This window comes from Cupriavidus plantarum, from assembly GCF_905397285.1.
GTDB classification, from domain to species: domain Bacteria; phylum Pseudomonadota; class Gammaproteobacteria; order Burkholderiales; family Burkholderiaceae; genus Cupriavidus; species Cupriavidus plantarum.
In genome coordinates, this window is sequence record NZ_CAJPUX010000013.1 from 1 (window position 1) to 25,617 (window position 25,617).

At 65.3% G+C, this 25,617-nt stretch carries 13 protein-coding genes; 6 read left to right on the plus strand and 7 right to left on the minus strand.

The features are described 5' to 3' along the window. From KHP16_RS26670 to fhuF, 3 genes are all read right to left on the minus strand, one after another. Window positions 1-1,500 (minus strand): condensation domain-containing protein (locus tag KHP16_RS26670; protein ID WP_244836065.1); only part of this gene is annotated, 1,500 nt, incomplete at its 3' end. Between the two features lie 3 nt (window positions 1,501-1,503). Continuing rightward, a complete protein-coding gene (locus KHP16_RS26675; protein WP_211961482.1) occupies window positions 1,504-11,115 on the minus strand; it encodes a non-ribosomal peptide synthetase in 9,612 nt (3,203 codons plus the stop codon). 79 nt (window positions 11,116-11,194) lie between these two features. After that, window positions 11,195-11,926: a siderophore-iron reductase FhuF gene (gene fhuF, locus KHP16_RS26680; RefSeq protein ID WP_115955784.1), complete on the minus strand. Its 732-nt coding sequence runs from the start codon at window positions 11,924-11,926 to the stop codon at window positions 11,195-11,197. 271 nt (window positions 11,927-12,197) lie between these two features. Between fhuF and KHP16_RS26685 the strand changes: the two genes are divergently transcribed. From KHP16_RS26685 to KHP16_RS26700, 4 genes are all read left to right on the plus strand, one after another. Beyond that, window positions 12,198-14,435, plus strand: coding sequence for a TonB-dependent siderophore receptor (locus KHP16_RS26685; protein ID WP_211961483.1), 2,238 nt, complete (start codon window positions 12,198-12,200; stop codon window positions 14,433-14,435). Window positions 14,436-14,565: 130 nt separating this feature from the next. After that, window positions 14,566-16,287 carry a cyclic peptide export ABC transporter gene (locus KHP16_RS26690; RefSeq protein WP_211961484.1) on the plus strand — a complete coding sequence of 574 codons (1,722 nt, stop codon included), beginning with the start codon at window positions 14,566-14,568 and terminating at the stop codon, window positions 16,285-16,287. Window positions 16,288-16,365: 78 nt separating this feature from the next. After that, the gene (locus KHP16_RS26695) at window positions 16,366-16,623 is read left to right on the plus strand and encodes a FecR/PupR family sigma factor regulator (protein WP_109585611.1); all 258 of its coding nucleotides are present in this window, start codon (window positions 16,366-16,368) and stop codon (window positions 16,621-16,623) included. Window positions 16,624-16,867: 244 nt separating this feature from the next. Next, window positions 16,868-17,392, plus strand: coding sequence for an RNA polymerase factor sigma-70 (locus tag KHP16_RS26700; protein WP_244836067.1), 525 nt, complete (start codon window positions 16,868-16,870; stop codon window positions 17,390-17,392). 6 nt (window positions 17,393-17,398) lie between these two features. Here the strand turns inward: KHP16_RS26700 and KHP16_RS26705 are convergent, their stop codons facing one another. The 4 genes from KHP16_RS26705 to KHP16_RS26720 all read right to left on the minus strand — a co-directional run bounded on the left by KHP16_RS26705 (window position 17,399) and on the right by KHP16_RS26720 (window position 22,687). Beyond that, window positions 17,399-17,869 (minus strand): (2Fe-2S)-binding protein, encoded by a 471-nt coding sequence (locus KHP16_RS26705; protein ID WP_179594679.1) that lies wholly within the window; start codon window positions 17,867-17,869, stop codon window positions 17,399-17,401. After that, complete coding sequence (locus KHP16_RS26710) at window positions 17,776-20,223, minus strand: xanthine dehydrogenase family protein molybdopterin-binding subunit (RefSeq protein ID WP_211961486.1); 2,448 nt, start codon at window positions 20,221-20,223, stop codon at window positions 17,776-17,778. Before KHP16_RS26710 ends, KHP16_RS26705 begins: the two co-directional genes overlap by 94 nt. 88 nt (window positions 20,224-20,311) lie before the next feature. Beyond that, complete coding sequence (locus KHP16_RS26715; RefSeq protein ID WP_211961488.1) at window positions 20,312-21,586, minus strand: LLM class flavin-dependent oxidoreductase; 1,275 nt, start codon at window positions 21,584-21,586, stop codon at window positions 20,312-20,314. A 96-nt stretch (window positions 21,587-21,682) separates the two neighbouring features. Then, a complete protein-coding gene (locus KHP16_RS26720) occupies window positions 21,683-22,687 on the minus strand; it encodes a Bug family tripartite tricarboxylate transporter substrate binding protein (protein ID WP_109585614.1) in 1,005 nt (334 codons plus the stop codon). A 173-nt stretch (window positions 22,688-22,860) separates the two neighbouring features. Here KHP16_RS26720 and KHP16_RS26725 point away from each other — a divergent pair, with 173 nt between their 5' ends. Both KHP16_RS26725 and KHP16_RS26730 read left to right on the plus strand, forming a co-directional pair. Then, window positions 22,861-24,165: a DUF445 domain-containing protein gene (locus KHP16_RS26725; protein WP_415831419.1), complete on the plus strand. Its 1,305-nt coding sequence runs from the start codon at window positions 22,861-22,863 to the stop codon at window positions 24,163-24,165. A gap of 331 nt (window positions 24,166-24,496) precedes the next feature. Next, the gene (locus tag KHP16_RS26730; protein WP_211961490.1) at window positions 24,497-24,994 is read left to right on the plus strand and encodes an immunity 42 family protein; all 498 of its coding nucleotides are present in this window, start codon (window positions 24,497-24,499) and stop codon (window positions 24,992-24,994) included. Window positions 24,995-25,617: the final 623 nt, after the last annotated feature.

Below are 25,617 nucleotides of genomic sequence, written 5' to 3' on the forward strand. Positions count from 1 at the left end.
AAGCACCGCCTCCCGAAACCGGGGGTCCTCGTCCTCGGCATCGGCGGCCTCGAGCGCGATATCGGCGACGAGCGCCTCGGGCGCAGCGATCATCTGCCGCAGCACCGAAACATAATGCCGCTGCAAGCGCTCAACCGTCCCATGCTCGAACAGGTCGGACGCATAGCCGAACACACCTTCGATACCGTCTTCATCCTCCTGCGTGTCCAGGGCCAGATCGACCTTGGCCGCGCTCGCCGTCCGGGCGACCCGCTCGAGGGTCAGGCCCGGTAGCTGCCGTAACGCCCGCAAATCCCGCCGCTGGTGATTCAGCATGACCTGAAACAACGGGTTATGAGACAAGCTCCGCTCGGGCTGCAAAGCCTCGACCAGTTGCTCGAACGGCAGCTCCTGATGCGCCTGCGCCTGCTGCACGGACTCGCGGGCCTCGCCCAGCAACGCGAGCACGGACCGGGTGCCATCGATCCGCGCCCGCAGCACCTGCGTGTTCACGAAGAAGCCAACGGTACGGGACGTCTCCGCGCGGTTGCGGTTGGCGACCGGCACGCCGATGCGGATGTCGTGCTGCCCGGTGTAGCGGTAGAGCAGGATCTGGAACGCTGTGAGCAACACCGTAAAGGCAGTCGTACCGGCCCGCTGAGCCAGGCCAGCCAGTTGCAGCGCCTCGTCACGCCCAAGCGCAAACGACACGGTGCCACCGCGGTGCGACGGCACGGCCGGCCGCGCACGGTCCGCAGGCAACTCGAGCACCACGGGGTCGTCGCCAAGCGCGCCACGCCAGTAGTCGAGCTGCCGCTCGCGCTCTCCCGCCTCGAGCCAGTGACGCTGCCACGAAGCATAGTCCGCATACTGCGCCTCAACCGGCAGCAACCGCACCGGCTGCCCGGAAGCGTAAGCCGCATAAAGCGAAGCAAACTCGTCGATGACGACGCCCATCGACCATCCATCGGAGACGATATGGTGCATCGTGACGAGCAACACATGATCGTCCGTCGCCAGCCGCAGCAACCGCACCCGCATCAACGGCCCATGCGCGAGATCGAACGGCGCAGTGGCCTCGGCATCCACGTGCCCCGTCAACGTCGCCTCGGTAACGTCGACGAGCGGAATCGATACAGAAAAGGGCGCATGAACGCGCTGCACCGTCTCCCCATCGCGTTCATGAAACGTCGTGCGCAGACTCTCGTGCCGCGAGACCAACGCATCGAAAGCCGCCTGCAGCGCAGAGACGTCCAACGCTCCCCGTAACCGCAACATCCCCGCCAGATGATAAGAACTCCCGGCCGGATCGAGCTTCCAAAGAAACCACATCCGCCGCTGCGCCGCCGACAACGGCAATTCGTCGCCAGCCGCGGCGCCAGCGCGCCACTCGCCCGTCACGGGCAGGATGGAGAAATCGATACCCTGCGTACGCAAGCGCTCCAGCAGAACGCGCCGCTTGTCCTGCGGCAGCGCGACGTAACGCCGGACCAGGTCACGGCCTGTTTGTGGGTCCATCATCGGTCAGGAAGCCTCCAGATCTGCCATCAGGTCGTCCAGCGCGGCGAGCTGCCGCGCGGTGTCCTGCTGAGGGTCGGGCCGCGCGTCGATCCACGCGGCAAGTTGAGCGATCGTCGGTTGCGACATCGCGTCGCGCAGGCTCAGCGTGAGACCCATTTCGCGATGCAGTCGCGACACCAGCTGCATGAGCAGCAACGAGTGCCCACCGAGCTCGAAGAAGTTGTCATGAATGCCGATGCGTTCGACGCCGAGCAGCGATTGCCAGATGCCCGCCAACGCTGACTCGCGCGCCGTCCGCGGGGCGACGTGATCCGCACTGGCGAAGACCGGCGCAGGCAATGCATGCCGATCGAGCTTGCCGTTCGCAGTGACCGGCAGCTCCGCGACCACGATGATTTGCGCGGGAACCATATAAGGCGGCAGCGTAGCCGAAAGCATTTCGCGCAGGCGCTCGGTATCTGGCGCAACCCCACCATCGCCCACCACATAGGCGACCAGTTGCGACCCCTGCGGCGTCGGCACGGCGAGCACCGCAGCCGCATGGACGCCGTCGGCCGCACGCAATCGCGCCTCGATCTCGCCAGGCTCGATGCGATAGCCGCGAATCTTGATCTGATGGTCGCGGCGCGATACGTATTCGATGGCGCCGTCCGCAGCCTGACGCACGAGGTCGCCGGTGCGATACATGCGCCCGCCTGGCACGTACGGATCGGGCAGGAATAGCCCGGCGGTCAGGCCGGGACGCCGGAAATAGCCGCGCGCAAGTCCATAGCCGCCGATGTAAAGCTCGCCGGTGACGCCCCGCGGTACGGGATGCAGGTCCGCATCGAGCAGGTACACATGTCGCGAGCCGACCGGCCGGCCGATCGGTGCATAAGCGGGCGTGCACGGCGTCTCCGCGTCGGCCACCCACGCGAGCGGCGTCACGACGGCTTCCGTCGGGCCATAGCCGTTGATGAGCGTGCGTGGGCGGAAGGTGTTGCGCACGCGTGTGAAGCTCTCGCGCGAGATCGCCTCGCCGCCGAAAGACAGCAGCCGCAGCGGTGGCGCGTCCGGATCCGCGGCTTCGGTCAGTCTCATCAGGTAGGCTGGCGGGAACCCCGCGTTGGTGATGCCATGCAGCGTGAAGGCGGCCAGCGTTCGCTCGGCGCTCCACAGTGCTTCGTCGCGCAGAACGACCTCCGCCCCGGCCACGAGCGGCACGATCCACCGCTCATGGGCGCCATCGAAGCTGAACGAGAGGACGTGCAACTCGCGCTCGCCGGGCGCCATGCCGTACTGCTCGGCCGTAGCGTGGCAATGCATGGCCAGTGGACCATGCTCGACGGCGACAGCCTTGGCCTTGCCAGTGGACCCCGAGGTGTAGATCAGGTACGCCAGCTGCTGCGGCGACACCTCGGGCAATGCCGCACCGCCGATGTCCGCCGCGTCCTCCATGTCGAGCCATGGCACCGTCGCCGCGATCCGCCCACGCAGCGATCGCGTGCCGAGCAACAACCGCACGTGCGCGCCATCGATCATCTCGTCGATCCGGGCCTGCGGCAGTTCCGGGTCGATCGGCAGGTATGCAGCGCCTGCTTTCAGCACGGCGAGCAATCGCACGATCATGGCCGGCGAGCGGTCGATGATCACGCCGATCACGGGCTCCTGACTTGCCTTGTGACCCATCCCATGTGCGCGCAATGCCCGCGCCAGCCTCTCGGCGGCGCCGTCGAGTTCCCGATACGTCAACGCCTGATCGCCGCAACGCACGGCCACCGCATCGGGCTGCATCGCTGCGCGGCGCGCAATGGCGACGTGCACGGGCGGCGCATGCCGGAAGCGATCGTCCTCGGCGGCAACGGTCTCGGGCCGGTCGAGCACGAGATCCGCCACGCGTTGGCGAGGATCGTCGGCAATGCGTTCGACGGTCGCGATGAAGTGGCCCAGCACTTGTTCGACACGGTTGGCCTCGAATAGCGCGGTGTCGTAGCTGATGGCCACGTCGAGCGTCTGCGATCCCGTGATCACGAGCGTCACCGGATAGTTGGTCATGGAGGCATGCTGCACCGCCCCGATCCGCAGCCCATGCTGCTCGCGCTCGCGCAACGCGGCATCCACGGGGTAGTTCTCGAACACGAGGATGGAGTCGAACAGCGGCTGCCCCCCCTGATGCTGACTACCTCGATTGGCCCATCGCTGGATCTCGTACAGCGGCACGTGCTCATGCTCGCGCAGCGAGAGGTTCTCCTGCTGCAACGCCTGCAACCACGCGTCGATGCGTTGATCAGGCGCCGGCGCCTGTATGACGGGCAAGGTGTTGATGAACAGCCCCAGCATCGCCTCCGCGCCGGGCAGCGACGCCGGGCGCCCGGCGACGGTCGCGCCGAACGCCACCGCGCGCTGCCCCGTATAGCGCTGCAGTACGACGATCCACGCCGCCTGTAGCAGCGTATTCAGCGTGACGCGCTGCTGTTGCGCCACGCGTTGCAGCATCTGGGCATCGACGCGCACGCGGGCCACCGCGTGCCCGGCGACGGGGGGCTCCGGCGCTGGCATCGCCTGCGCGAGCAACGTGGGCGCCTCGAGCAGCGGCAGCCGCTCCTGCCAGAACGCCTCGCTCGCCGAAGCATCCTGTGCCTGCAACCACGCGATATGGTCCCGATACCGCGTGGGCACCGCCTCGACGGGCAACCCGTGATAGCGCTGCAACACCTCCCCGATGAGCCGTGCGGTGCTCCACCCATCGAGCAGCAGATGGTGGCTCGTCCAGATCATGCGATAGCATGCATCGCCTTGCGCCACCAGTCGTACGCGCATCAGCGGCGCGGTGTCCAGCGAGAACGGCCGGGAGCGATCCTGCATGGCAAGGGCATCCGCATCGCCTATCGCATCGCTATCGGCATCGATCACCACCGGCGACGGCACACTGCGCATCAGCGCCTGCAACGGCGTGCCGTCGATATGCAGAATCGATGTCCGCAAGATGTCGTGCCGCGCGATCGTCTCGTTCCACGCGTGGCGCATGCGTTCCGCATCGAGCCCCCCCAGATCGACCGCGATCTGGTTCACGTACATCGCCGAGTCGGGTGCGTAGAGGGCATGGAACAGGATGCCTTGCTGCATCGGCGACAGCGGATAGATGTCTTCGATCGCGACGCCGGGCAGAGCGTCCAGCTGCGCCTGCGTGAGGCCGGACAGCGGCACGTCTGACGGCGTGAGCGAGCCGCCAGGCGCCTGCATGCAGTGCGCAACGATGTCGCCGAGGGCTTCATGGAGACGCTCGCCAAACGCTGCAAACGCTGGGTCCGCGAGCGTCAGCGTGAAGGTCAATGCGCCATCTCGCACGACGCCGTCGATCACGATGGCATTGCTCACCGGAGCATCGGGATCGCGGCTTTCTCCGGGAGACTCGGTCGCCTGCGCGAACAAGGCATCGGCCCCGTGGTCGAACTGGCCGAGATAGTTGAACGTGATGGACGGACGCGGCACACCTTGTAGCGGATCGCTCAGCAGACCGAAGCCGATGCCATGCCGAGGCACCGCGCGCAGAGCCTCTTTCACGCGCTTGATATGCGTGCCGGTATCGTCGTCGATCGGCAGCGCCACCGGAAACACGGTCGTGAACCACCCGACCGTGCGCGACAGATCGATATCGTCGAACAGGCCCTCCCGGCCGTGTCCTTCCAGCAGGACGGCAGTGCTTGCGTGGCCTTGCCATTTGCCGACGGCCCGCGCCACGGCCGCGAGCAGCAGGTCGTTGATCTGCGTGCGATACGCGCCGTGCGCGTCGGTCAGCAACGCACGGGTGGTGGTGGCGTCCACGCTCACCGTCGTCACGGTGGCGTCGCGTCGCTTGACATCGTCCGGCGCGGCAATGCCGGGACCGTGTTGCGCGCGCCAGTAGGGGAGCTCATACGCCAGCGATTCGGCATGCTGCCGGACCCTGCTCGCCCATGCCTGATACGAGGAGGTCCGCGTCGGTAGCGGGCCGTCGCTGTTGTACGCCTGCTGGAGGTCTTCCAGCAGGATGCGCCACGACACGCCGTCCACGACGAGGTGGTGGATGGCAACGAGCAGCCGCTGCGAGCCGTCCGGGAGCGTGAAGAGGGCGACGCGCAGCAGCGGGCCGTGTTCGAGATTCAGGCTCTGCTGCGCGCGCGTGCAGGCGTCGGTCAGCGCTTCGTTATTCACGACCTCATGCGTCACCGTGGTGACCGACGTGTCCGCGTAGCGCTGCGTCCATTCGCCATCGCGCTGGCTGAACCGCATCCGCAACGCGTCATGATGCGCGACGACCCGATCCACCGCTCGCTGTAAACGCACGAGATCGATCGCTTCCGTCGGCCGCAGCAACACCGCCTGATTCCAATGGTGCCGCGCCGGAATCGGCGTATCTAAGAAGGCCTGCTGCACCGGCAGCAGCGGCACATCGCCGCTCGGCGCATCGGACTTGACCGGTGCCGTCGCCACGCGCGTGACGACCGTGGCCAGTGCGCGCACCGTCTGATGCTGGAAGAGGTCCTTCGGGGTGAACCGCAGTCCCGCGCGCCGCGCGCGGCTGACCGCCTGGATCGACAGGATCGAATCGCCGCCGAGCTCGAAAAAGTTGTCGGTTACGCCAACGCGTTCGATATGCAATACGTCCTGCCAGATGCCTGCAAGGACCCGCTCGGTCTCGTCCGCCGGGTCCACGTGTCCGATGGCCTCGAACACCGGCGCCGGCAACGCGCGCCGGTCGAGCTTCCCGTTCGAGGTCACCGGCAACCGCTCGAGCGCGATGACCTGCGCGGGGACCAGATACGCCGGCATGCGCGCCGCGGCCAGGCGTAGCACCTCGGCCGCATCCAGCGCCGGTGCCAGCACCGCATATGCAATCAACCGCCCATCCACCACGACAACCGCCGCGTCGCCCACGCCTTCGATTGTCCGCAGCGCCTGCGCCACCTCGGCAGGTTCGACGCGATACCCCCGGATCTTCACCTGCTCGTCCGCGCGCCCGAGGTAAAGCAACCGCCCACCCGCCACCCGCACGCGATCCCCCGTGCGGTACATACGTGCCCCGTGCACGAACGGGTCAGGGAAGAACCGCTCGGCCGTCCGCCCGGCCGCCCCGCGATAACCCCGCGCGAGCTGCGCTCCACCGATATATAGCTCGCCGCTCATCCCTTCAGGCAACGGCGTCAGGCCCGCATCGAGCACATAAGCCCGCACACCCGGCAGCGGCGCGCCGAGCGGCAGCGCGGCTTCGTCGTCCGCCAGCGCATGCGTCAACACGCCGACCGTGGTCTCCGTCGGCCCGTAGTGATTGAAAATTCGGCACGCCGGCCGCAAGGCCCGCACCTGCGCGATCAGGGCATCCGACGTAGCCTCACCGCCAAGAATCAGCGCCACCTCCGGCAACACGTCCGCGCCACGCTCGGCATGCAGCAACGCGCGCAAATGGCTCGGCACGATCTTGAGCACGCCGACACGATGCCGCGTCATATACGCCGCCAAGCGATCCCCGTCCGTCGCACGCGAAGGCGCGATCAGATGCAGCGGGTGCCCGCCATATAGCGCGCCGAACAGCACCGTATGGCCGAGGTCCGCACCCGGTGTCGACACCATCGCCATGCTGGCGTCGCGCGGCAACGCAAGGCGCGACAGCACGCCGGCAACATAGTGCGCAAGCGACTCACGGCTGACGATCACGCCCTTGGGCGTGCCCGTGGAGCCCGAGGTGTAGATCTGGTAAGCCCCTTGCTGCGGCAGCACGGAGGCCGCCACGCGCCGGACGGAAGGCTCGAGCGTAGCCATATCGAGATGATCGACGCCGAGTGGCATCGTGCCGATCACTACCCCAGCATGCGCCGCCGCGACGAGCTGCCGCCGCCGTTCGACCGGCTGCGCGACATCCAGCGGCAACGCGACCGCGCCAGCCTTCAGCGTGCCGATCAACGCGACCACGAACGGCACCGAGCGATCGAGGTCGATCGCCACGACGTCCTCGCGCCCGATGCCGCGCGCCCGCAACGCCAGCGCGACGCCATTGGCCAGTGCATCCGCCTCCGCGCGCGTCAGTGTCTGGGTGTCATCGCAAAGCGCCGGTGCATCGGGATCGCGCTGCAACGCCGCGTCCCATGCCGCCATGATGTCCTGCGGCGGGATGGTCAACGGTGTGCCGTCGAGTCGTGACGTGTCGCCGCCGAGCGGCAGCAGGGCGACGGCCGTGTCGGGCATGGCGGCAACATGGGTCAGCACGGAGAGGTAGTGCCGCGCCATGCGCTCGATCGTCGCGCGATCGAAGAGGTCGGTAGCGAACGCCAGCCGCGCATGCAGCGCATCGCTGCCATCGATGGTGTCGAGAATGTCGAGCGCCAGATCGAACCGCGTAAAGTCGCCCTCGATCTGCATGGCGCGCAAGGCGTCGCCCGCGAGCGTGTCCGGCGCCGTCACAGGCAACCCGAGGTTGAACTTGACCTGAAACAGCGGGTTATGGGCAAGCGTGCGGTCGGGTTGAAGCGCGTCGACCACTTCGTCGAACGGCAGCGCGAGGTACGGCTGGACCTCGCGCACGGTATCGCCGACCTGCCGCAGCAGCGCGGTGAAGGGCTGCGGCCCGTCCACGCAGGCACGGATTGTCTGCGTGCTGATGAAGTACCCGACGGACCGCTCCGCCGCGACGCTGTCGCGCAGGGCGAAGGGGACACCGATGCGAATGTCGCGCTGGCCGGCATAACGATGCAGCAGAGCATGCCAGGCCGACAGCAGCACCGTGAACAATGTCGTGCGCTGCTGCATCGCCACGTTGCGCAAGCGGCTTGCCAGCGTGGCGTCGATCGCGAATGCGATGGCGTCGCCGTGGCCGGTGGGCTGTGCCGGGCGCGGGCGATCCGTCGGGAGTTCGAGCACGACGGGGTCCGGGCCGAGCGTGCGCTTCCAGTAGGCGAGGGCCTCCGCGCGGCATCTCGCGAGGGCGTGTGCGTGCGTGGCGGCGATGTCCGTATGGCGTGGCGCCGACGGCAGCGATGTGTTGCCCTCATAGAGCCGGCAGAACTCGTCGACCATCACGTTCATCGACCAGCCGTCGACGAACAGATGGTGGACGCAGATGGCGACCCATTCGGCGTTATCTGCGCCGATGCTGACGCGCAGCACGCGGAATGCCGGGCCTTCCTTCAATGCGAAGGGCTGCGCGCTCCAGTTGCGCACCGCGCGCTCGGCATCCTCGCGGCTGGCGTGGCGCTCGATGTCGATGTGAACGGACGATGCGGGCAGCACGCGTTGAAGCGGCTGCGACGCGCCATCGAGCACGATCTGCGTGCGGAGGGCGGTATGACGCTCGGCCAGTGTGTCGATGGCGGCTTGCAGCGCGGCGGTATCGAACCGCCCGGCGCGCTGCATGACGCCACACACGTTGTACGCAGCGCTATCCGGCGCCATGCACCAGAGCACCCACAGGCCGCGCTGGATGGGCGACAGCGGTGCCGCGGCGCCAGCGTCCGCGCTGGGCGATTCGCTCCGCGCGGTGCTGGTGCGATCAGCGGACAAGACGCCTGCCCCCGCCGCACCTGCGGCGGATGCGCCGGCGAACGCCGCTTCGCCTTTTCGCGCACCGGTATCCATTGCCTCGACCGGCGCCTCGGCCGCAACCATCGCCTCCGCGCACGCCGCAAGCGTCGGATGCGCGAACAGCTGCGCGAGCGCAAATGCCGGATACCCTCGCTCCCGCACCCGGGCCACGACGTGCGCGGCCTGCACCGAATTCCCGCCCAGCGCGAAGAAATGGTCATCGGGCCCCGGTCGCACCCCCAGCACGGCCTCCCACACTTCAGCCATCACTGCCTCGGCTGGCGTCAGCGCGCGCCCGGCCGAATGGCCAACGACAAACGCCGCATTGCCCTCATAGGCTGCCCAGCAGTCGAGTTCCCCCGCCTTCCAGGCCGGCACACACCGTGAGCGCTGGAGCTTGCCGCTCGTCGTGCGCGGCAACTGCCCGGGCCGCAGAAGCAGCACCAACACGGGGGCTTCCCCGCAGTCTTCCGACACCGCCGCACGAATCGCCACGGCAATCGACAGCGCCGCCGCATCGTCCTGACTGGAGGCGACAGCCCCGCGAGCAACCTCCGCCGCGATCCCGATCGACTCCACACCGTCGATCACATACGGAAACGCCGCCACCCGCCCGCGCCGCACGGCATCGACCGTCCGCTCGACCGCGATCTCCACATCCTGCGGGTACACGTTGGCCCCCCGCACGATGATCAAATCCTTGCGGCGCCCGGCGATAAATAGCTGCCCGTCCCAGCGAAAACCGAGATCGCCGCTACGCAACGCGCCATCGGCCAGAAACGCCTCGGCCGTGGCGTCGGGCCGCTGCCAATAGCCACGCGTCACGCTGGGCCCGGTCATGCAAATCTCGCCGATAGCCCCATCCGGCAATGAAGCACCGGTCCGCACGTCGCGAATGTCCACGGCATGACGCGACGGCACAATGCCGCCCGCCACCAGCGCGCTACCCTCGTCATCCGGCACAGCGCGTCCCTGCGCCAGCGCCTCCGCGTCGAAGCGCGCAATCTGCGCCCCTGTACTGGGGCAAGAGCCTGTGACGAGCAATGTGGCCTCAGCCATGCCATAGCATGGATACAGTGCGTTCGAAGCAAAACCGGAATCTGCAAATCGCTCCGCAAACTGCGTCATCGTCTCGGCACGGATCGGCTCCGCACCGCAGAACGCAATGCGCCAGCAGGAAAGATCGAGCCCCTCGGCGGGCGTCTGGCGTGCGGTTTGCCGTATGCGATCGACACAGAGCCGATAAGCAAAGTCCGGGCCGCCGCTGATCGTCGCGCGGAACCGCGAGATCGCATCGAGCCAGCGGCGCGGATGCCGCAGGAAATAGCCCGGTGACATCAGCACGACGCGCACGCCCGCATAGAGCGGATGCATCAGGCCGCCGATCAGCCCCATGTCGTGATAGAGCGGCAGCCAGCTCAGCATCACGTCGTCGTCTCGCGTGCCGAACGATTCGGCGATCGCGGCCTCGTTGGCCATGATGTTCGCGTGCGACACCATCACGCCCTTGGGCGTGGCGGTCGAGCCGGAGGTGTACTGGAGAAACGCGATATCGTCCGCGCGCAAGCTGTCGAGCAAGTTGTCGAGCAGGCCGTGGAGCAAGCCGTCGAGCGTCCCGGCAGCAATGTCGTCACCCTGATCGTCATCGACAGCGAGACACGACACATCCAACGTCCTCAACCGTGTCGACTGCCCCGCCCACGCCTTCGCAAAGTCCCCCTCGATCACCGCCACCCGCGCATCGCAGTCGGCGAGGATCGCATCGAGACGCGCCAGATGCTGCGGCCGCATCGACTCCGGCGGAAAGGCCGGCACCGCGATCATCCGCGCCAGCAGGCAGCCGAAGAACGCGCTGACGTAATCGATGCCCGTGTCGAGCACGAGCATGACGCGGTCGCCCGGCGCCGCGATGCGAGTCAGCGCACGCGCATGGCGCGCTGCGCGCTGCATCAGGTCCCGATAGCCATAGTCGATGCCATTGGCGTGTGCATCGTCCACGATCGTGAGCGCGGTCGCGTTGGGGCGCGTCGTCGCCAGATCCAGCAAATGATGAAGCAGCGTCTCGCGGGTGATGCCAGCCATTGCAGCCCTTCCAGTGAATTCGTCGACATGTCCCATGCAGAGTGGGACAAAGGGGTAGACGAGCCAGGGCGGCGTGAATTTAGGCGGCGCGCGCCTTCGCGCAGGTCAGCGGGCAGACGCCGCAGTAGTCCTCGCCGGGCAGGCGGTAGTTGAGGCAGCAGACGCGCCGCACGCGGCGTGCGTCACCGTCGATGGAGGCCTGCTTTGAGGGGAGTTGTCGTGGGGTGAGGGGTCGGTAAGCCGGCCCCAGCGCGCCGGCATTCGCCAGCCATTCCGCGAGCGCCGCGCGCCGTGAGGCTTCCACCGCTGGATGCCCGCACAACACCTCTCCCACGGTCTGGACGAATTCGGCCGCGTGGCTCCACAACACGCGCGGGGACGCCCGCAGCGGCGCCATCGCCTGGAAGATGGGCGCCAGGTTTTGTCGCACGAGCAGGTCGATCGCTACCACAAAGTCATGGCCAATGACTGTGCGGGCATCGCCGATATGGATACGTTCGGCCCGACAGTCGCGCGCAAGCGACACCTCGATGTCATCGAGCGACACCGGCAACGCGCGTTCCAGCACCACGGCGGACACCAGCACGGGCGGCACGATCGCCAGGCAATAGCGTCGCGTCCACCACGAAGCCAGCGCCGGCAAATCAGTCGCGCCGAGCGCCTTGCCATAGCCGCGCACCAGTTCGGCGATTCCGTCGATGTCCGCGAGACGCGCGCCAGGCTTGGCATCCGGCGGTGCCGGCAGGGCCGTCAGCCCTTCGCCATAAGGGCGGAGCGGCCCGGGAAAGAACGGCGCGAGTTCTGGCAGCAAGACGTATCTCCGGAGGCGTTGCGTGCGTCATCGCCCCGCGATGGCATCCCGCACGGCGCGCTACGCGCACGCACTACTGGTGACGATTTGGCGCGCCAGAAATTTAATCCCCCGAAAAACCCCGCGTTTTGAACGGGAAAGATTGTTGCCTGTGCCTGACTCTCTACGTAATAATTGCGAATTATTCGCATTAGCGTTCGCGTTTACAAAATAATTCAGGCGAATCTGACCCTTTTCTTATTTTTCACACAACAAAGCAGGGGAGCTTTTCATGGGAGCCAAGGTATCCAGCGCGCGCCGGACGGAAGTCGGGCGGGCGGTCATCGTTTTGTTCGCGCTGGCGGGCGGCGCCGCCCACGCGCAGGAGTCGGGAAGCGCCGGTACCAACGCCGCCACAAACGCCACCACAAACGCCACCACAAACGCGAACGTACTGCCTCAGGTCACGGTACGCGCGCCCGTGGAGACGCCCACTGGGCCGATAGCGGGCTATGTTGCCAAGCGCAGCGCCACGGCGACCAAGACCGACACGCCCCTGCTGGAAACGCCCCAGTCCATCAGCGTGATCACGCGCGACCAGATGGAAGACCGCGGCGTGCAGAACCTGTCCGATGCGTTCGCCTACACCGCCGGCATCATTGGCGACAACGTCGCCGAGGGCCGCTACGACAAACCGGTGATCCGCGGCTTCGCGGCGCGCCAGTACATGGACGGCCTGTACGTCAACTACTACGCCAGCGGCTATCTGATGCCGCGCGTGGAGACCTACGGCCTCGAGCGCGTGGAAATCCTGCGCGGGCCGAGCTCGGTGCTGTACGGCGCCAACGCGCCCGGCGGCCTCGTGAACCTCGTCAGCAAGCGCCCGACCGCCGATACGCTGCGCGAAATCAACCTCCAGTACGGTTCGTACGATCGCAAGCAGGCGAGCTTCGACATCGGCGGCGCGGTGGACGAGAACAAGACCGTCCTGTATCGCCTGACGGGCCTGTTCCGCAAGTCCGATACGCAGGTGGACTGGGCGGGCGACGACCGCATCTTCATCGCGCCGTCGCTGACCATCCGTCCGTCCGCCGATACCACCTTCACGCTGCTGACCCATTACCAGCACGACAAGCAAGGCACGGCCATCAACTTCCTGCCGCGGCAGGGATCGGTGACGGACACGGTCGGCGGCCGCCGCATCTCCACGTCGTTCTTCACGGGTGAACCCTCGTTCAACACGTTCGATCGCGAGGAATACGCCATCGGTTACGAGTTCGAGCATCGGTTCAACGACACGTTCCGCGTGCGCCAGAGCGCGCGGTACATGCACTCGAACCTGTTCTACACCGGCGTGTACGCGGTCGGCTGGAACAACGCGGCTCAGACGCTGTTGAACCGCGGGTCCCTGAGCGCGGGCGGTTCGCTCGATACCATCGGGCTGGACACGAACCTGGAGGCCAAATTCTCCACCGGGCCGATCCGCCATACGGCGATCGTGGGCGTGGACTACCAGCACGGCAGCTTCGACGACCGCCAGGGCTTCGGCACCGTCGGCACGCCGCCGCTTGGCCTGATCAACCCGTTCAGCCCCGTCTATGGCGCGACGATCAACCCGATCGCCTCGTACACGCTGGTGGACCAGTCGCAGCGCCAGCTCGGTCTCTATTTCCAGGATCAGATGAAGCTGACCGATCGCCTGACCTTCGTGGCGGGCGGCCGGCAGGACTGGGCGAACGCGAGCACCAATACGCGCCGACAGACGACGGCCACCGGGGCGACCACCGCGCCCACCAACGCGGGCATCGACCAGAACGACTTCACCTACCGCTTTGGCCTCGTCTACGATACGCCGATCGGTCTGGCCCCATATGCCAGCTACTCCACGTCGTTCCAGCCGCAGGCGGGCGTGACCGCGCAGGGCACGCCGTTCGAGCCGACCACGGGCAAGCAGACCGAGGTGGGCGTGAAGTTCCAGCCCACGGGCTTCAACAGCTTCGTCACCGCGTCGCTGTACGACCTGCGCCAGCAAAACGTGCTGACGCGCGATCCGACCAATACGCTGTTCCAGATCCAGACCGGCGAGATCCGTTCGCGCGGCTTCGAGATCGACGGTACGTTCGACTTCAACAATGGCTTCAAGGCACTGGCCGCGTACACGTACATGGATCAGGAAGTCACCAAGAGCAACAACACCGATCTGGGCAAGACGCCGACCAATCGTCCGCGCCATGTCGCCTCCCTGTGGGTGGACTACACCCAGCGCACCGGCTGGGCCAAGGGCCTTGGCGGCGGCGTGGGCGTGCGCTATATCGGCAAGAGCTACGGCGACGCGCTCAACACGTTCGAGGTGCCGGAAGTCTGGCTGATGGATGCCGCGCTGCATTACACGCTGGATCAGCACTGGCGCTTCTCGATCACCGCGACCAACCTGCTCGACAAGGAATACGTCGGCCAGTGCGGGAGCGCGACCACCTGCTACTACGGCTATCGCCGCAACGTGATCGGCACGGCGACCTATCGTTTCTGATGTTACTGATCGTAAAAGGCTGAAATACGCGTCGTCAGGCGCGGAAATGGGAGGAAAGGGCAGGGAAGGGGTAATTCGCGGCCGGTGTCGTTCGTCAACCCAGATAACGAACGCCACCACGGACCCGCGCATGACCGCTTCCCCTGCCCAAGCTTCAGCCCGCTCCCCCTCTCCCCCCTCCACGTCGCTTTCGCTCCGGCGCGTGCTGTTCCAGGCGTCCGGACGACTGCTCGCACTGGGCATCGTCGCCAGCCTCGGCGGCGGCGCGGCCGCCGTAGGGCTCGTCGCGACCATCAACGCGGCGCTAAGCACCCCGCCAGAGGGCCTGTCCGCGCTCGGCCTGCGCTTCGCCGCGCTTGCGGTCCTCGTGCTTGTGTGCCGCACGGTCTCGCTGATGCTGTTCGTCCGCCTGAACCAGACCGTGCTCGCGCGCCTGCGCGAGCATGTCGGCGCGCGCCTGCTGGCCGCACCGTATCGCGATCTGGAGCGTCTGGGCGGCGGGCAGGGCATGGCGCTGCTGGGCGAGGACACCAATCAGGTAGCGACGCTGCTGGTTGCCATGCCATTCATCGTGATGAACGGCACCATCGTCGTGGGCTGCCTGAGCTACCTCGCATGGCTGTCGTGGCAGGTGTTCCTGCTCTCGCTGGTAGCGGTGTTCGGCGGATCGCTGTGTTATCGCGCGAGTCGCAAGCGCTCGCAGCACGCGCTGCGGGAGGCCGCGCGGTGGCAGGACGTGCTGACGGGCCACTTCAGCGCGATCTTCAGCGGGGCCAAGGAGCTCAAGCTCAATCGCGCGCGCAGCGCGGCGTTTCTCGGCGGCCCGCTGGCCGATGCCATCGACCGCGTGCGCGCGCATCGCACGGCGGGCTTGTCGCTGCTGTATCTGTCGCTGACCATCGGCAGCACGTTGTTCTTCGTGGTCATCGGGATCATATTGTTTGTGTTGCAACGCCCGCTCGGTGCCGATGCCGCCGTCGCGAGCGGCTATACGCTCGTGTTCCTGTACATGATGGCGCCGCTCGAAGGGCTGCTCAACAGCCTGCCGCAGATGAACATGGCGCGCGTGGCATGCCAGCGCATCGAGCAGGCCGCGGCAACGCTGGATGCGGATCATGCCGCGCCGATGCACGCCACGGTCGATGGCGTCGCCGAATCGTTCCGCGAACTCTCGCTGCACGGTGTGACGCACCGCTATCACCGCGAATCCGAGGATGCGTCATTCCTGCTCGGCCCTATCGACATGTCGCTGCGCGCGGGCGAAGTGGTGTTTCTCGTCGGCGGCAATGGCAGTGGCAAGACCACGCTGGCGAAGCTGCTCGTAGGCCTGTACGCGCCCGAGGGCGGTCATGTCACCGTGAACGGCCGTACGCTATCGGGCAGCGTCGGCGCCGCCATGCACCGTGAGCAATGCACGGCGGTGTTCTCCGACTTTCATCTGTTCGACAGCCTTGTCGGCCTGTCGGGGGCAGCCATCGATGCGCGCGCCAACCGGCTCATCGCGCGGCTGCAACTCGAGCACAAGGTGTCGGTAGCCGACGGTATGTTCTCGACCCGCGCGCTGTCGCAGGGCCAGCGCAAGCGGCTCGCGCTCGTCGCCGCATGCCTCGAAGACCGTCCGGTCATCGTGCTCGACGAATGGGCCGCCGACCAGGACCCCGCCTTCAAGGCCATCTTCTATCGCGAAATCCTTGGCGAGTTGCGCGCACAGGGCAAGGCCGTGCTGGTGATCTCTCACGACGACCGCTACTTCGATGCCGCGGACCGCATGGTGTGGATCGAAAACGGCCGGCTCACCGACACACCGCCCGCTGCCGGGCCGGCGTCGCGCGCAGACGTGCGTGTCGCCTGAACGAATGCGTATGAGTACAATGACGCGACAAGTGCCCGCCTCGAGGCGGGCGACGGAACGGGTATTTGGGAGTCATTCGTGGGAGAACTGCACAAGACGGGCGACGATCCCGTTTGGGATGCGGCGCTGGGCTGGGTCATGTTGATGCGTGACCAGCAACTGGACGCTCAGGCCGAGCAACGCCTGCTCGACTGGCTCGGCACCTCGCCCCGCCACGCGGAGCAATTCAGGCAGGCGCTGGTGGTCTGGCAGGTCACCGGCAAATTGTCGCCGGAACTCACCGCCGCCATCGATCCGCAGCGCGCAACGAAGGGCAACGACGCCGCCGCGCGCTAACTCCTGGCTCACGCGATCGGGGCTGAACGCCCCGTTTCCGGCGCGATATTGCGCCGTCATACCCCCGTCATCGACCATTGCCAACAATCCTCATGGCACATCGAATGACCCTATGCCGCGAATGCATTGCGAATGATTCGCATTTCACGTAGCATATTTGACGAATTTCTCCCGGGGGTATCGAATGAGTGAGAAGTCGATGGAGCTAGGGAATATCGCGGATAGAGGTGCGGAGCCGGTGCGGATGAACCAGGAGCTTTACGGCGTGTTCATCAGCTACCGCCGCGCCCTGATCGAAGCCGCGGCGCGCATCGTCGGCTCGCGCGAGAGCGCCGAGGACGTGGTGCAGGACACATTCGTCAAGCTGTTCGACCAGGACAAGGCCATCGTCGTGCGGTATCCGGTGAGCTATCTGTTCCAGACGGTTCGAAATCTGGCGATCGATCGGCATCGTCATCACGAGGTGGAAAACCGCCACGTCGGCGCCGAGGAGGAAGGGCTGCTCGTCACGAGCGAGGCCGCGTCGCCGGAGAACGTCATGCTCGGCCAGCAGGCGCTGAGTTCCGTCATGGACGCGCTTGCCTCGTTGCCGGAACGCACACAGTGGGCGTTCGAGATGTATCGCTTCCGTGGGGTGCCGCAGAAGGACATCGCGGTGATGCTCAACGTCTCGCCGACGCTGGTCAACTTCATGATCCGGGATGCGATGACCTGCTGCCGTGACGCCCTGTTCGGGCCCAGTGGCGTGGATGGGGGCGCGGCGGCATGACTCGCGTCACCGGCGGCCCAGCCGGCTCACCGCCTGCCCGATGGCCTTGAGAATGCGCGGGTACGTCCCGCATCGGCACAGGACCCGGCTCATCGCGGTCTTGATCGCCTCGTCCGATGGCGCGCGTGTCCGCGCGAGCAAATGCGCGGCGGCGATCAGCTGCGCGCTCTGGCAGTAACCGCACTGCACGACGTCGCAGTCGATCCACGCCTGCCGCAGCGCATCGGCCACGGGACCCGATAGCCCTTCGATCGTCGTGATCCGCTTCGCGCCGCGCTGGCGCAACTCGCCCAGCGTCAGCTGGCAGGCATATTCGGCCTCGTCGTCCACGATGACCGTGCAGGCGCCGCAGACGCTGACGCCACAGCCGAACTTCGTTCCAGTCAGGTGCTTGTCGCACCGAAGGGCCCAAAGCAGGGGAGTGGCGGCTTCGGCGTGGAACTCGGTGGGTTGCCCGTTGAGATCGATCTGCACCACGTGTTCCATTTGTCCTCTCCCTCGGCCGGCTGGGGCGGCGTTAGCAGCGGCAGCGCGCGATGCCGCTTGCCGGTCAGCGCGAACAACGCATTCGCGACGGCCGGTGCAATGGGCGGGGTGCCCGACTCCCCCACGCCTCTGGGCGGCGCCTCGCTGGCGAGCACGTCAACGACGATGTCCGGGCACGTCGCCATGCACACCATCGGGTAATCGGTGTAGTAACGCTGCTGCACCATGCCCTCGCGGACCGTGATGGTTTGCCCCAGCGCCGCCGACAGGCCATAGACGATGCCGCTCTCCATCTGCTGGGCGACAAGGTTGGGATTGATCGCGCGCCCGCAGTCCACCGCGCAGAAGACGCGGGTCACGGTGAAACCCTCCTGCTGGCCGCGGCGCTCGCGCCTGATCTCCGCAACCTGCGCCACCACGCTGCCGAACGATTCGTGCAGCGCGAGGCCCCGCGCGAACTCGCCGACGCCATTGCGCCAGCGATGGGGCGCGCGCCATCCGCACCGCGCCGCGACGGCGCGCAGTACCGCGGCATGGCGCGCATGATTGCCCTGCGTCAGCATGCCGAGCCGGAAATCGAGTGGGTCCTTTCCCGCAACCGCGGCCATCTCGTCGAGAAAGCTCTCGACGAAGAAGGCCTGATGGGAGTGCCCCACGGAGCGCCAGTAGCCCACCGGAAAGGGCAGATCGACGCGATGATGGCGCACGGATACGTTGCCGCATTCGTAGGGCTGGTCGAAAGCGCCCTCCGCCATCGACGCGTCCGGGATCACACGCGCCAGCCATTCCGGCTGGCCAAACGCGCGTGGCAACACCTGCGCGGCGATCGACTGGCTCGCGGAGGCACTGCGCCACGCGACCAGTTCACCGCGCGCATTGAGCCCGCCCGTGAAGCGCGCCACGCAGGCCGGGCGATAGAAGTCGTGCGTGGTGTCCTGCGCGCGTGACCAGATCGTCTGCACGGGGCGAGGGGTGGCGTGCCGCGCGATAACGGCCGCCTGCGTGATGAAATCCGCTTCGAGCCGCCGGCCGAACGATCCACCGAGCAATTGCTCGTGGATATGGACATTGCGCTCGCGCAGGCCGAGCACGTCGGCGACCGCGCGGCGCGCGTCCATCGGCACCTGCGTGGAGACCCAGACGTGCGCGGTATCGCGGTCGACCTGCACCGTGCAGTTCACCGGTTCCAGCGCGCCGTGGGCGAGGTAGGGCACCTCGTAGGTCATCTCGCGTACGGTCTTCAATTGCTTCAGCGCGGCTTCGGGAAAGCCCGTCTGGTAGAACGTGTGCCCATCGTCGTTACTGTCGCTGTTGTCGCCGCCCAGCGCTTCGAACAGCGCGCCGCGGATGGCCGCCGTGTCGAGATGCGCGGCGGGGCCCGGATTCCATTCCACAGGCAGCTCGCTGAGCGCGCGCATGGCGATGAAGGGATTCGACGCGATGACGGCGATGCCGGCCGTGCCGCCGTTGTAGCCATCGACGGGATAGAAGCCCTGCACGCCCTCGGTATGCGTGACGGCGGAGCGGTCGAAATGCTTGAGCGTACCGCCAAGCGAGGGATTCATCGTCACGCTGGCGTACAGCATGTCGTCGAACTGCACATCGATGCCGAATCGCGCGCAGCCATTCAGCTTCGACTGTGCTTCGCGCGTCAGCCGATTCACGGGTTTGCCGATCAGCGTGAAGCGGCTGGCGGGCCTTAGCGTCGGATAACGCGGCGGCGGTTCATCCTGCGCCGCGAGCGCGAGGTCACCGAACGTCAGCGATCGGCCCGATGCGTCGAAGACCTTGCCGTCCCTCGTATCGCACTGATCGGCTGGCACCTTCCAGCGTTTGGCCGCGGCGGCGCAGAGCATCGCGCGCGCGCAGGCGCCGGCCTCGCGCATGGGCGTCCACAGGTCCGCGATGCTGGTGGATCCGCCCGTCGCCATGGAACCTGCCAGCGGCGCCGCGCGGCGTACCGTCCTTCGCAGCGTGCGCGCCACCACGCCGTCGTCATCGGGGCGGAACGGCAGGCTGGCGGGAAGAATCTCGCGATTGATGTAGAGCGAATCGATGGGGGCCTGCGTCACGCGCACGCGGGACCAGTCGGCGCCGAGCTCGTCGGCCAGGATCATGGCCGCGCCGGTGTGGATGCCCTGGCCCATCTCGGCCTTGCACATGACCACGGTGACGTTGTCGTCCGCGTCGATCATGACCCAGCCGTTGAGCGGGATGTCTCCACGCGCGGGTCTGGAAGCCGTGGCCTTGCCGGTCAGCCGCCGATCCGGATGCCAGACCGCCCAGCCGATCGCCAGAGCCACCGCCCCCGTGCCGCCCAGAACGAACGATCGGCGATTCAGCATGACATCGACAAGTTCCGTTGCCCTTGCAGTGACCTATATTAGTCAATGTCACTGCGAGTGGCGAGAACGATCGTCGATGGCGTGGCGGTCAGCGGGGCAGCGGCAGTCCAAGGTTGCCGCGCAGGGTATCGGCCTCGTACTCGCGGCGGAATTCGCCGCGATCCTGCAGGATCGGCACGACCTCGCTCAGGAATTCCTCGAGCCCGCCAGGAAAATACGCCGGCATGATGTTGAAGCCGTCGGCCGCGCCCGCCTGCACCCAGTCGATCATGTGCCAGGCGACCTGTTCCGCCGTGCCGACGACGATCTGGTGCCCGCGCGCGCTCGCGCACAGGTGGTAGAGCTGGCGCAGCGTCAGGTTGCGCGACCGGGCGAGCTTGATCAGCAGCGCGCTGCGGCTGTGCACCACGATGTCCGTGGATAGCGGCGGCAGGGGTTCGTCGAGCGCGAAGGTGGACACGTCCATGCCGAGCTGCTCGTTCAGGATGGCCAATGCATTTGACTGGTCAGTGAACGATTGCAACTGCGCGAGCTTGTCGTGCGCCTCCGCTTCCGTCCGGCCGATGATTGGCATCAGCCCCGGCATGATGAGGCAGTGGCGAGGATCTCGGCCGGCCTCGCGCACCTGGGCCTTGAGGCCCCGCGCGAACGCCTGCGCGGCCTCCAGGTCCTGTTGCGCGGTGAACACGACCTCCGCGTGGCGCGCGGCGAGCGCCTGCCCAGGGCCCGACGAGCCCGCCTGGATCAGCACGGGATGTCCCTGCGGACTGTTGGTGACGTTGAGCGGACCCGCTACCGAGAAATGCTTGCCCGCATGATGGAGCGCATGCATCTTGCTCACGTCCACGTAGATCCCGGCCTGTTTGTCCTGCACGTACGGCTCCGGGTCCCACGACCGCCATAGACCCTTCACCACGCTGACGTGTTCTTCCGCAATCTCGTAACGCTCGTCATGATCGGGGTGGCGCGAGCGGCTGAAGTTGATCGACCCGTCCGCGAACGTCGTCACGATGTTCCACGCGGCGCGCCCGCGCGACAGCTTGTCCACGGTGGCGAGCGTACGGGCGAGGTTGAACGGCTCGGTGTACGTGGTGGAGGCCGTCGCGGCCAGTCCAATCCGCGTGGTCACCATCGACAGCGCGGCGAGCATGGCGAGCGGATCGGGCCGCGTGATCATCGACGGATGCGAGTCGGGCGTCGTCAGCAGGCGATCGCCGAAGAACACCATATCCAGCTTCGCGCGCTCGGCGGCTTGCGTCATGCGGACGACGAGGTCGATGTTTTCGGTGCCGGATTCCGCTTCAGGGTGTCGCCAGCCGGCGGCATGATGGCCCGCGGCGAGCAGGAAGAGTCCGAGTTTCATCTGGGGGAATGAAGAAGGTGGGAAGGAAACCGCTCGCCGTCTGCGCGGCGAGCGGAAGATAAACGGAAGGTCGGCGGAAAGCCCTTGAAATGTCCGTCAATTCGCGGCCAGCGCACCGCTGGTGGCAACGCGCGCGGCAATGTCATGCACCTGCCGAATCCGTTGCGACGTCTGTTCCGGCGTCAACCGTTGCACATCGACCTGCACGCGTGCGAGTGCCGCCCGCGTATCGGGCTCGTCGAGAATTTCACCGATCAGCTGCCGCAATTTCGCGAGCACCTCGGGCGGCACGCCGCGCGGCGCGGTAATGAAGAACGCGCCGGCGAGCGAATCTTCCCAATCCTTCACGCCCGACTCACGGATCGACGGCACGTTGGGCATGTCGGGTGCGCGGCTGCCGCCAAAATAGGCCAGCGCCCGCAATTTCCCCTGCCGGATGAACTGGGCGCTCAATGGATCGAACACGATATCCACGTGTCCCGCCACGACGTCCGCGACCGCGGGCGCGCTGCCCTTGTAGGGGACGTGACGAATGTCGATATTGGCCGTCTGCTTGAGCAGCTCACCGGCGAGATGACCAGGCGTGCCATTGCCCGAACTCGAGAACGTCAGTTGGCCGGGATGCGCGCGGGCATAGGCGATCAGTTGCGGCAGCGTCTGCGCGGGCACGCGCGGATTTACCGCGACCGTGGCCAGCGAGTTGCCGATGTAGGCCACCGGGACGAGGTCTCGGAACGGATCGAACTTCACGGGCATCAATTGCGGTGCGATCGCAAGGTTGCCGATCGACGTGTTCAGCAACGTGTAGCCATCGGGCGCGGCGGCGGCGACGAACCCAGCGCCGAGCGTGCCGCCGGCGCCGGGTTTGTACTCGAGCACCACAGGCTGGCCGGTCTTTTCAGACAGCCGCTTGGTGACGATGCGCGCCACGTTGTCATTGGTACCGCCGGGCGTGTAGGGCACGACCCAGGTGATAGGCTTCTGCGGATACGCGGCCTCCGCATGCGCGGAGACGTTGGCAAGGATGGACAGCGACAGCGCGGCGGCAAACGCAGGGACGAACGGGGCCGCGCGTCGCGCGAGGAGGCGAGCGATGGACATGATGGACGGGAGTGGACGTGGCCGGATGCACGACGAATGGCCAACCGGAGTCCTGCATCGTACGGCCGCCGTCGTCGATCCCGAACTGCCGATTTGGCATGTGAATAGCCGGTTTCGCTATATGGGCTGGGAGGCGTCCGCCTATTGAACGACCTTTGGACGACAATAGCCGCATGCACACACCTCACTCTCACGACTCGAACGGCATGGCGCAGGCGCGGGAACTCGGCAAGGCCAAGCGCCGTGCCACCGGCCTGTTGATTGCAGCGGCCGGCATCTTCGCCGGCACGCTGTTCATGCCGCATAGCCTCGCCACCGACTGGATCCGCGCCGCCGCGGAAGCCGCGATGGTGGGCGGTCTGGCCGACTGGTTCGCGGTGGCCGCCCTGTTCCGGCGCATCCCGATTCCCGGGCTGTCTGGCCATACGAACATCATCATCCGCAAGCGCGACGATATCGCCGATGGGCTCGCCGTCTTCGTGAAGGAGAAATTCCTCGACAAGGACTCGCTCATCGCACTGATCGATCGACACAACCCGGCGCAGGCGGTGGCGAACTGGCTGGTCTCGGCGGAGAACACGCGCAAGATGGGCGACGCGGTGGCAAAGTTTCTGCGCGGTCTGCTCGACCTGCTCGACGAAGACGACATGCGACGGTTCGCGGACAAGGCCGTCGATGCGGTGCTACGCCGCATCGATCTCACCGAGACCGCGGCGGACATCCTTGACATGCTCACCCGCGACAACCGTCATCAGGCGCTGCTGAAAGAGTCGATCACGCATCTGGTCGCGCTGCTGAAGGAGCCGAACACGCGACAGCTTATCGCCGCGCGCATCGTCGAATGGCTCAAGGCGGAGCATCCGACGAAAGAGAAGGTGTTGCCCACCGAATGGATCGGCAACCGCGGCGCCGACATGGTCGCGGCCGCGCTGCTGCGCATCCTGACGCAGGTGGAGCAGGACGACAGCCACGCGCTACGGAAGAAGTTCGACGAGGTCACGCGCAACCTGATCCATCGCCTGCGCGAGGATGCCGCATTCCATGAGAAGGCCAACGATATCAAGCGGTACCTGCGGGAACATCCGGCGCTGCATGCCTATATCGGCGAGCTATGGAACGACTGGCGCGAACGCCTCAAGGAAGACCTGACGCACGAGGACTCCTCCGTCTATCGACGGGTCGTGGCCGCGGGGCAATGGATCGGCGAAGAACTCGCCCGCAACGCGTCCCTGCGCCATTCGATCAACCAACACCTCCGCGACGCGGCGAGCCAGATGGCCCCCGACTTCGCGGACTTCATCACGCGCCACATCAGCGCCACCGTCCGCAGCTGGAACGCGCGCGACATGTCACGACAGATCGAACTCAACGTGGGAAAGGACCTGCAATACATCCGCATGAACGGCACCCTCGTCGGCGGCCTGATCGGCGCGACGTTGTTTCTTGTGGCGCAGTTGCCGGGGTGGCTTGGGCGGTAAAAGCGTTGTGCTCGGCTGACACTTAGATCTGATGTAAATATTTTTTATATCAAAAAAATAGCATCTATTTCTACATCGGAAAAATGGCTCTATTGCCATATTCAGCGCGGCTTTACGGTCGTATTCTCTTGCGGGCGTTGAGGATTTGTGGATCAAAGTTGGCTTAGCTACCCCAAAAAGTAGGGTGTAAAACCCTTTACACATCCTCTACGCTTCGCCCCGAAAGTGTCGTTACAAACGGTTACAGCTGTAGTCGCATGCAGTACGAAGGGTGGTACGTAGACGTTTTACCCCGAAAGTGAGGCGAACACTGGGATTTAAGGGGAAGTAAATGCTGTTTGGGGATCCAAATACCTTTGCAATTTGGTGTGACTCGGTGGAATCATGGTCGAGTGGCACATTTAAAAATGGATGCTTTGCCTATTTTTTTAAAGGATCTTTGCTTTATTCTACTAAATCTACCATCGGGACCGATCTCGTTGCATTGAGGCGACTTCCGTGTATGAGCATCCCGCCAGTAGACGAGCATTTGTTCCATCTTCCAAGTAAAGAGGGCTATGAAGAGATCTACAAAAAGGCGTTTCCGGAAGAAAACTCACAAGTAGAGGATAGCGATTACAAGCACCTTGCATCACCGGTAAGTCTGTCTGATGATGGATACAACATTTTCTTGATTGAGTGGGGTCAACAGGGAAAGTTGGTGTACGGTGAGGATGGGGAAAAAAATTGGCTTGGCGAAGTCGTTATGAAGATCGGGGAGTTCCAGGGTGTCGTGAATGAAGCGTATAAAAAATTTTTTGATAATGCGGAAAGTATCCGTATGCAATAAAAAGGAATTATTTTGGGGTAACTTACGGAATCCGTAATTACGGTAATTTGACAGATTTGTCTTAATATCAAAATAAATTTTGAAATTGAGTAACACCGCGGTTCGGTCACTGGCGCATCACCCTATATGTCTCACAATCCCTTTCCCCCTTGCGCCCGCAACGACGATCGCGGTCATCCTCTATGCATCCAGCGCGAATGCTAAGGTGTCACAGTCTTCTGCTCAATGTTAGGTAACCCGATTACAAAAGGTGATTAGATTCGGTAATTGGTGTAAGTGACGGTACCAAATGATTGTGCTTGCTAATGGGGATGAACTTCTCCAAGTAATAGAGAGATTTTGTACGTTGGAATGGAAGAAATTCCAGCCAAGGATCGTGTTTGTAAAGTTAAAGCGTGGTGAATCCATCAGAGAGGATCACTCGACCTCGGCGCCCTTCACTTCTTTTAGAGTGACGTCGGGAGAAGATTTGCTAATCAAGCGTTTGCGATCAGCTCTGCAGGCGTATGAGGGGGGGCATTAAATGGAGCATCGTCGGACATGACCGTCATTCGCTCCCGGGTACCAACTGGATTATTCAGCCTGTGTTCGTAGACGAAATGCAATCTGTGGCTGAAGGGAAC

What these genes read in the sequence shown, in the direction of transcription:
- KHP16_RS26685 (WP_211961483.1), top strand. Translation starts at nt 12,198, where the DNA reads ATGGGAGCCAAGGTATCCAGCGCGCGCCGGACGGAAGTCGGGCGGGCG.
- KHP16_RS26725 (WP_415831419.1), top strand. Translation starts at nt 22,861, where the DNA reads ATGCACACACCTCACTCTCACGACTCGAACGGCATGGCGCAGGCGCGG.
- KHP16_RS26720 (WP_109585614.1), bottom strand. Translation starts at nt 22,687, where the DNA reads ATGTCCATCGCTCGCCTCCTCGCGCGACGCGCGGCCCCGTTCGTCCCT.
- KHP16_RS26730 (WP_211961490.1), top strand. Translation starts at nt 24,497, where the DNA reads ATGCTGTTTGGGGATCCAAATACCTTTGCAATTTGGTGTGACTCGGTG.
- KHP16_RS26715 (WP_211961488.1), bottom strand. Translation starts at nt 21,586, where the DNA reads ATGAAACTCGGACTCTTCCTGCTCGCCGCGGGCCATCATGCCGCCGGC.
- KHP16_RS26675 (WP_211961482.1), bottom strand. Translation starts at nt 11,115, where the DNA reads ATGGCTGGCATCACCCGCGAGACGCTGCTTCATCATTTGCTGGATCTG.
- KHP16_RS26710 (WP_211961486.1), bottom strand. Translation starts at nt 20,223, where the DNA reads ATGCTGAATCGCCGATCGTTCGTTCTGGGCGGCACGGGGGCGGTGGCT.
- KHP16_RS26700 (WP_244836067.1), top strand. Translation starts at nt 16,868, where the DNA reads ATGAACCAGGAGCTTTACGGCGTGTTCATCAGCTACCGCCGCGCCCTG.
- KHP16_RS26690 (WP_211961484.1), top strand. Translation starts at nt 14,566, where the DNA reads ATGACCGCTTCCCCTGCCCAAGCTTCAGCCCGCTCCCCCTCTCCCCCC.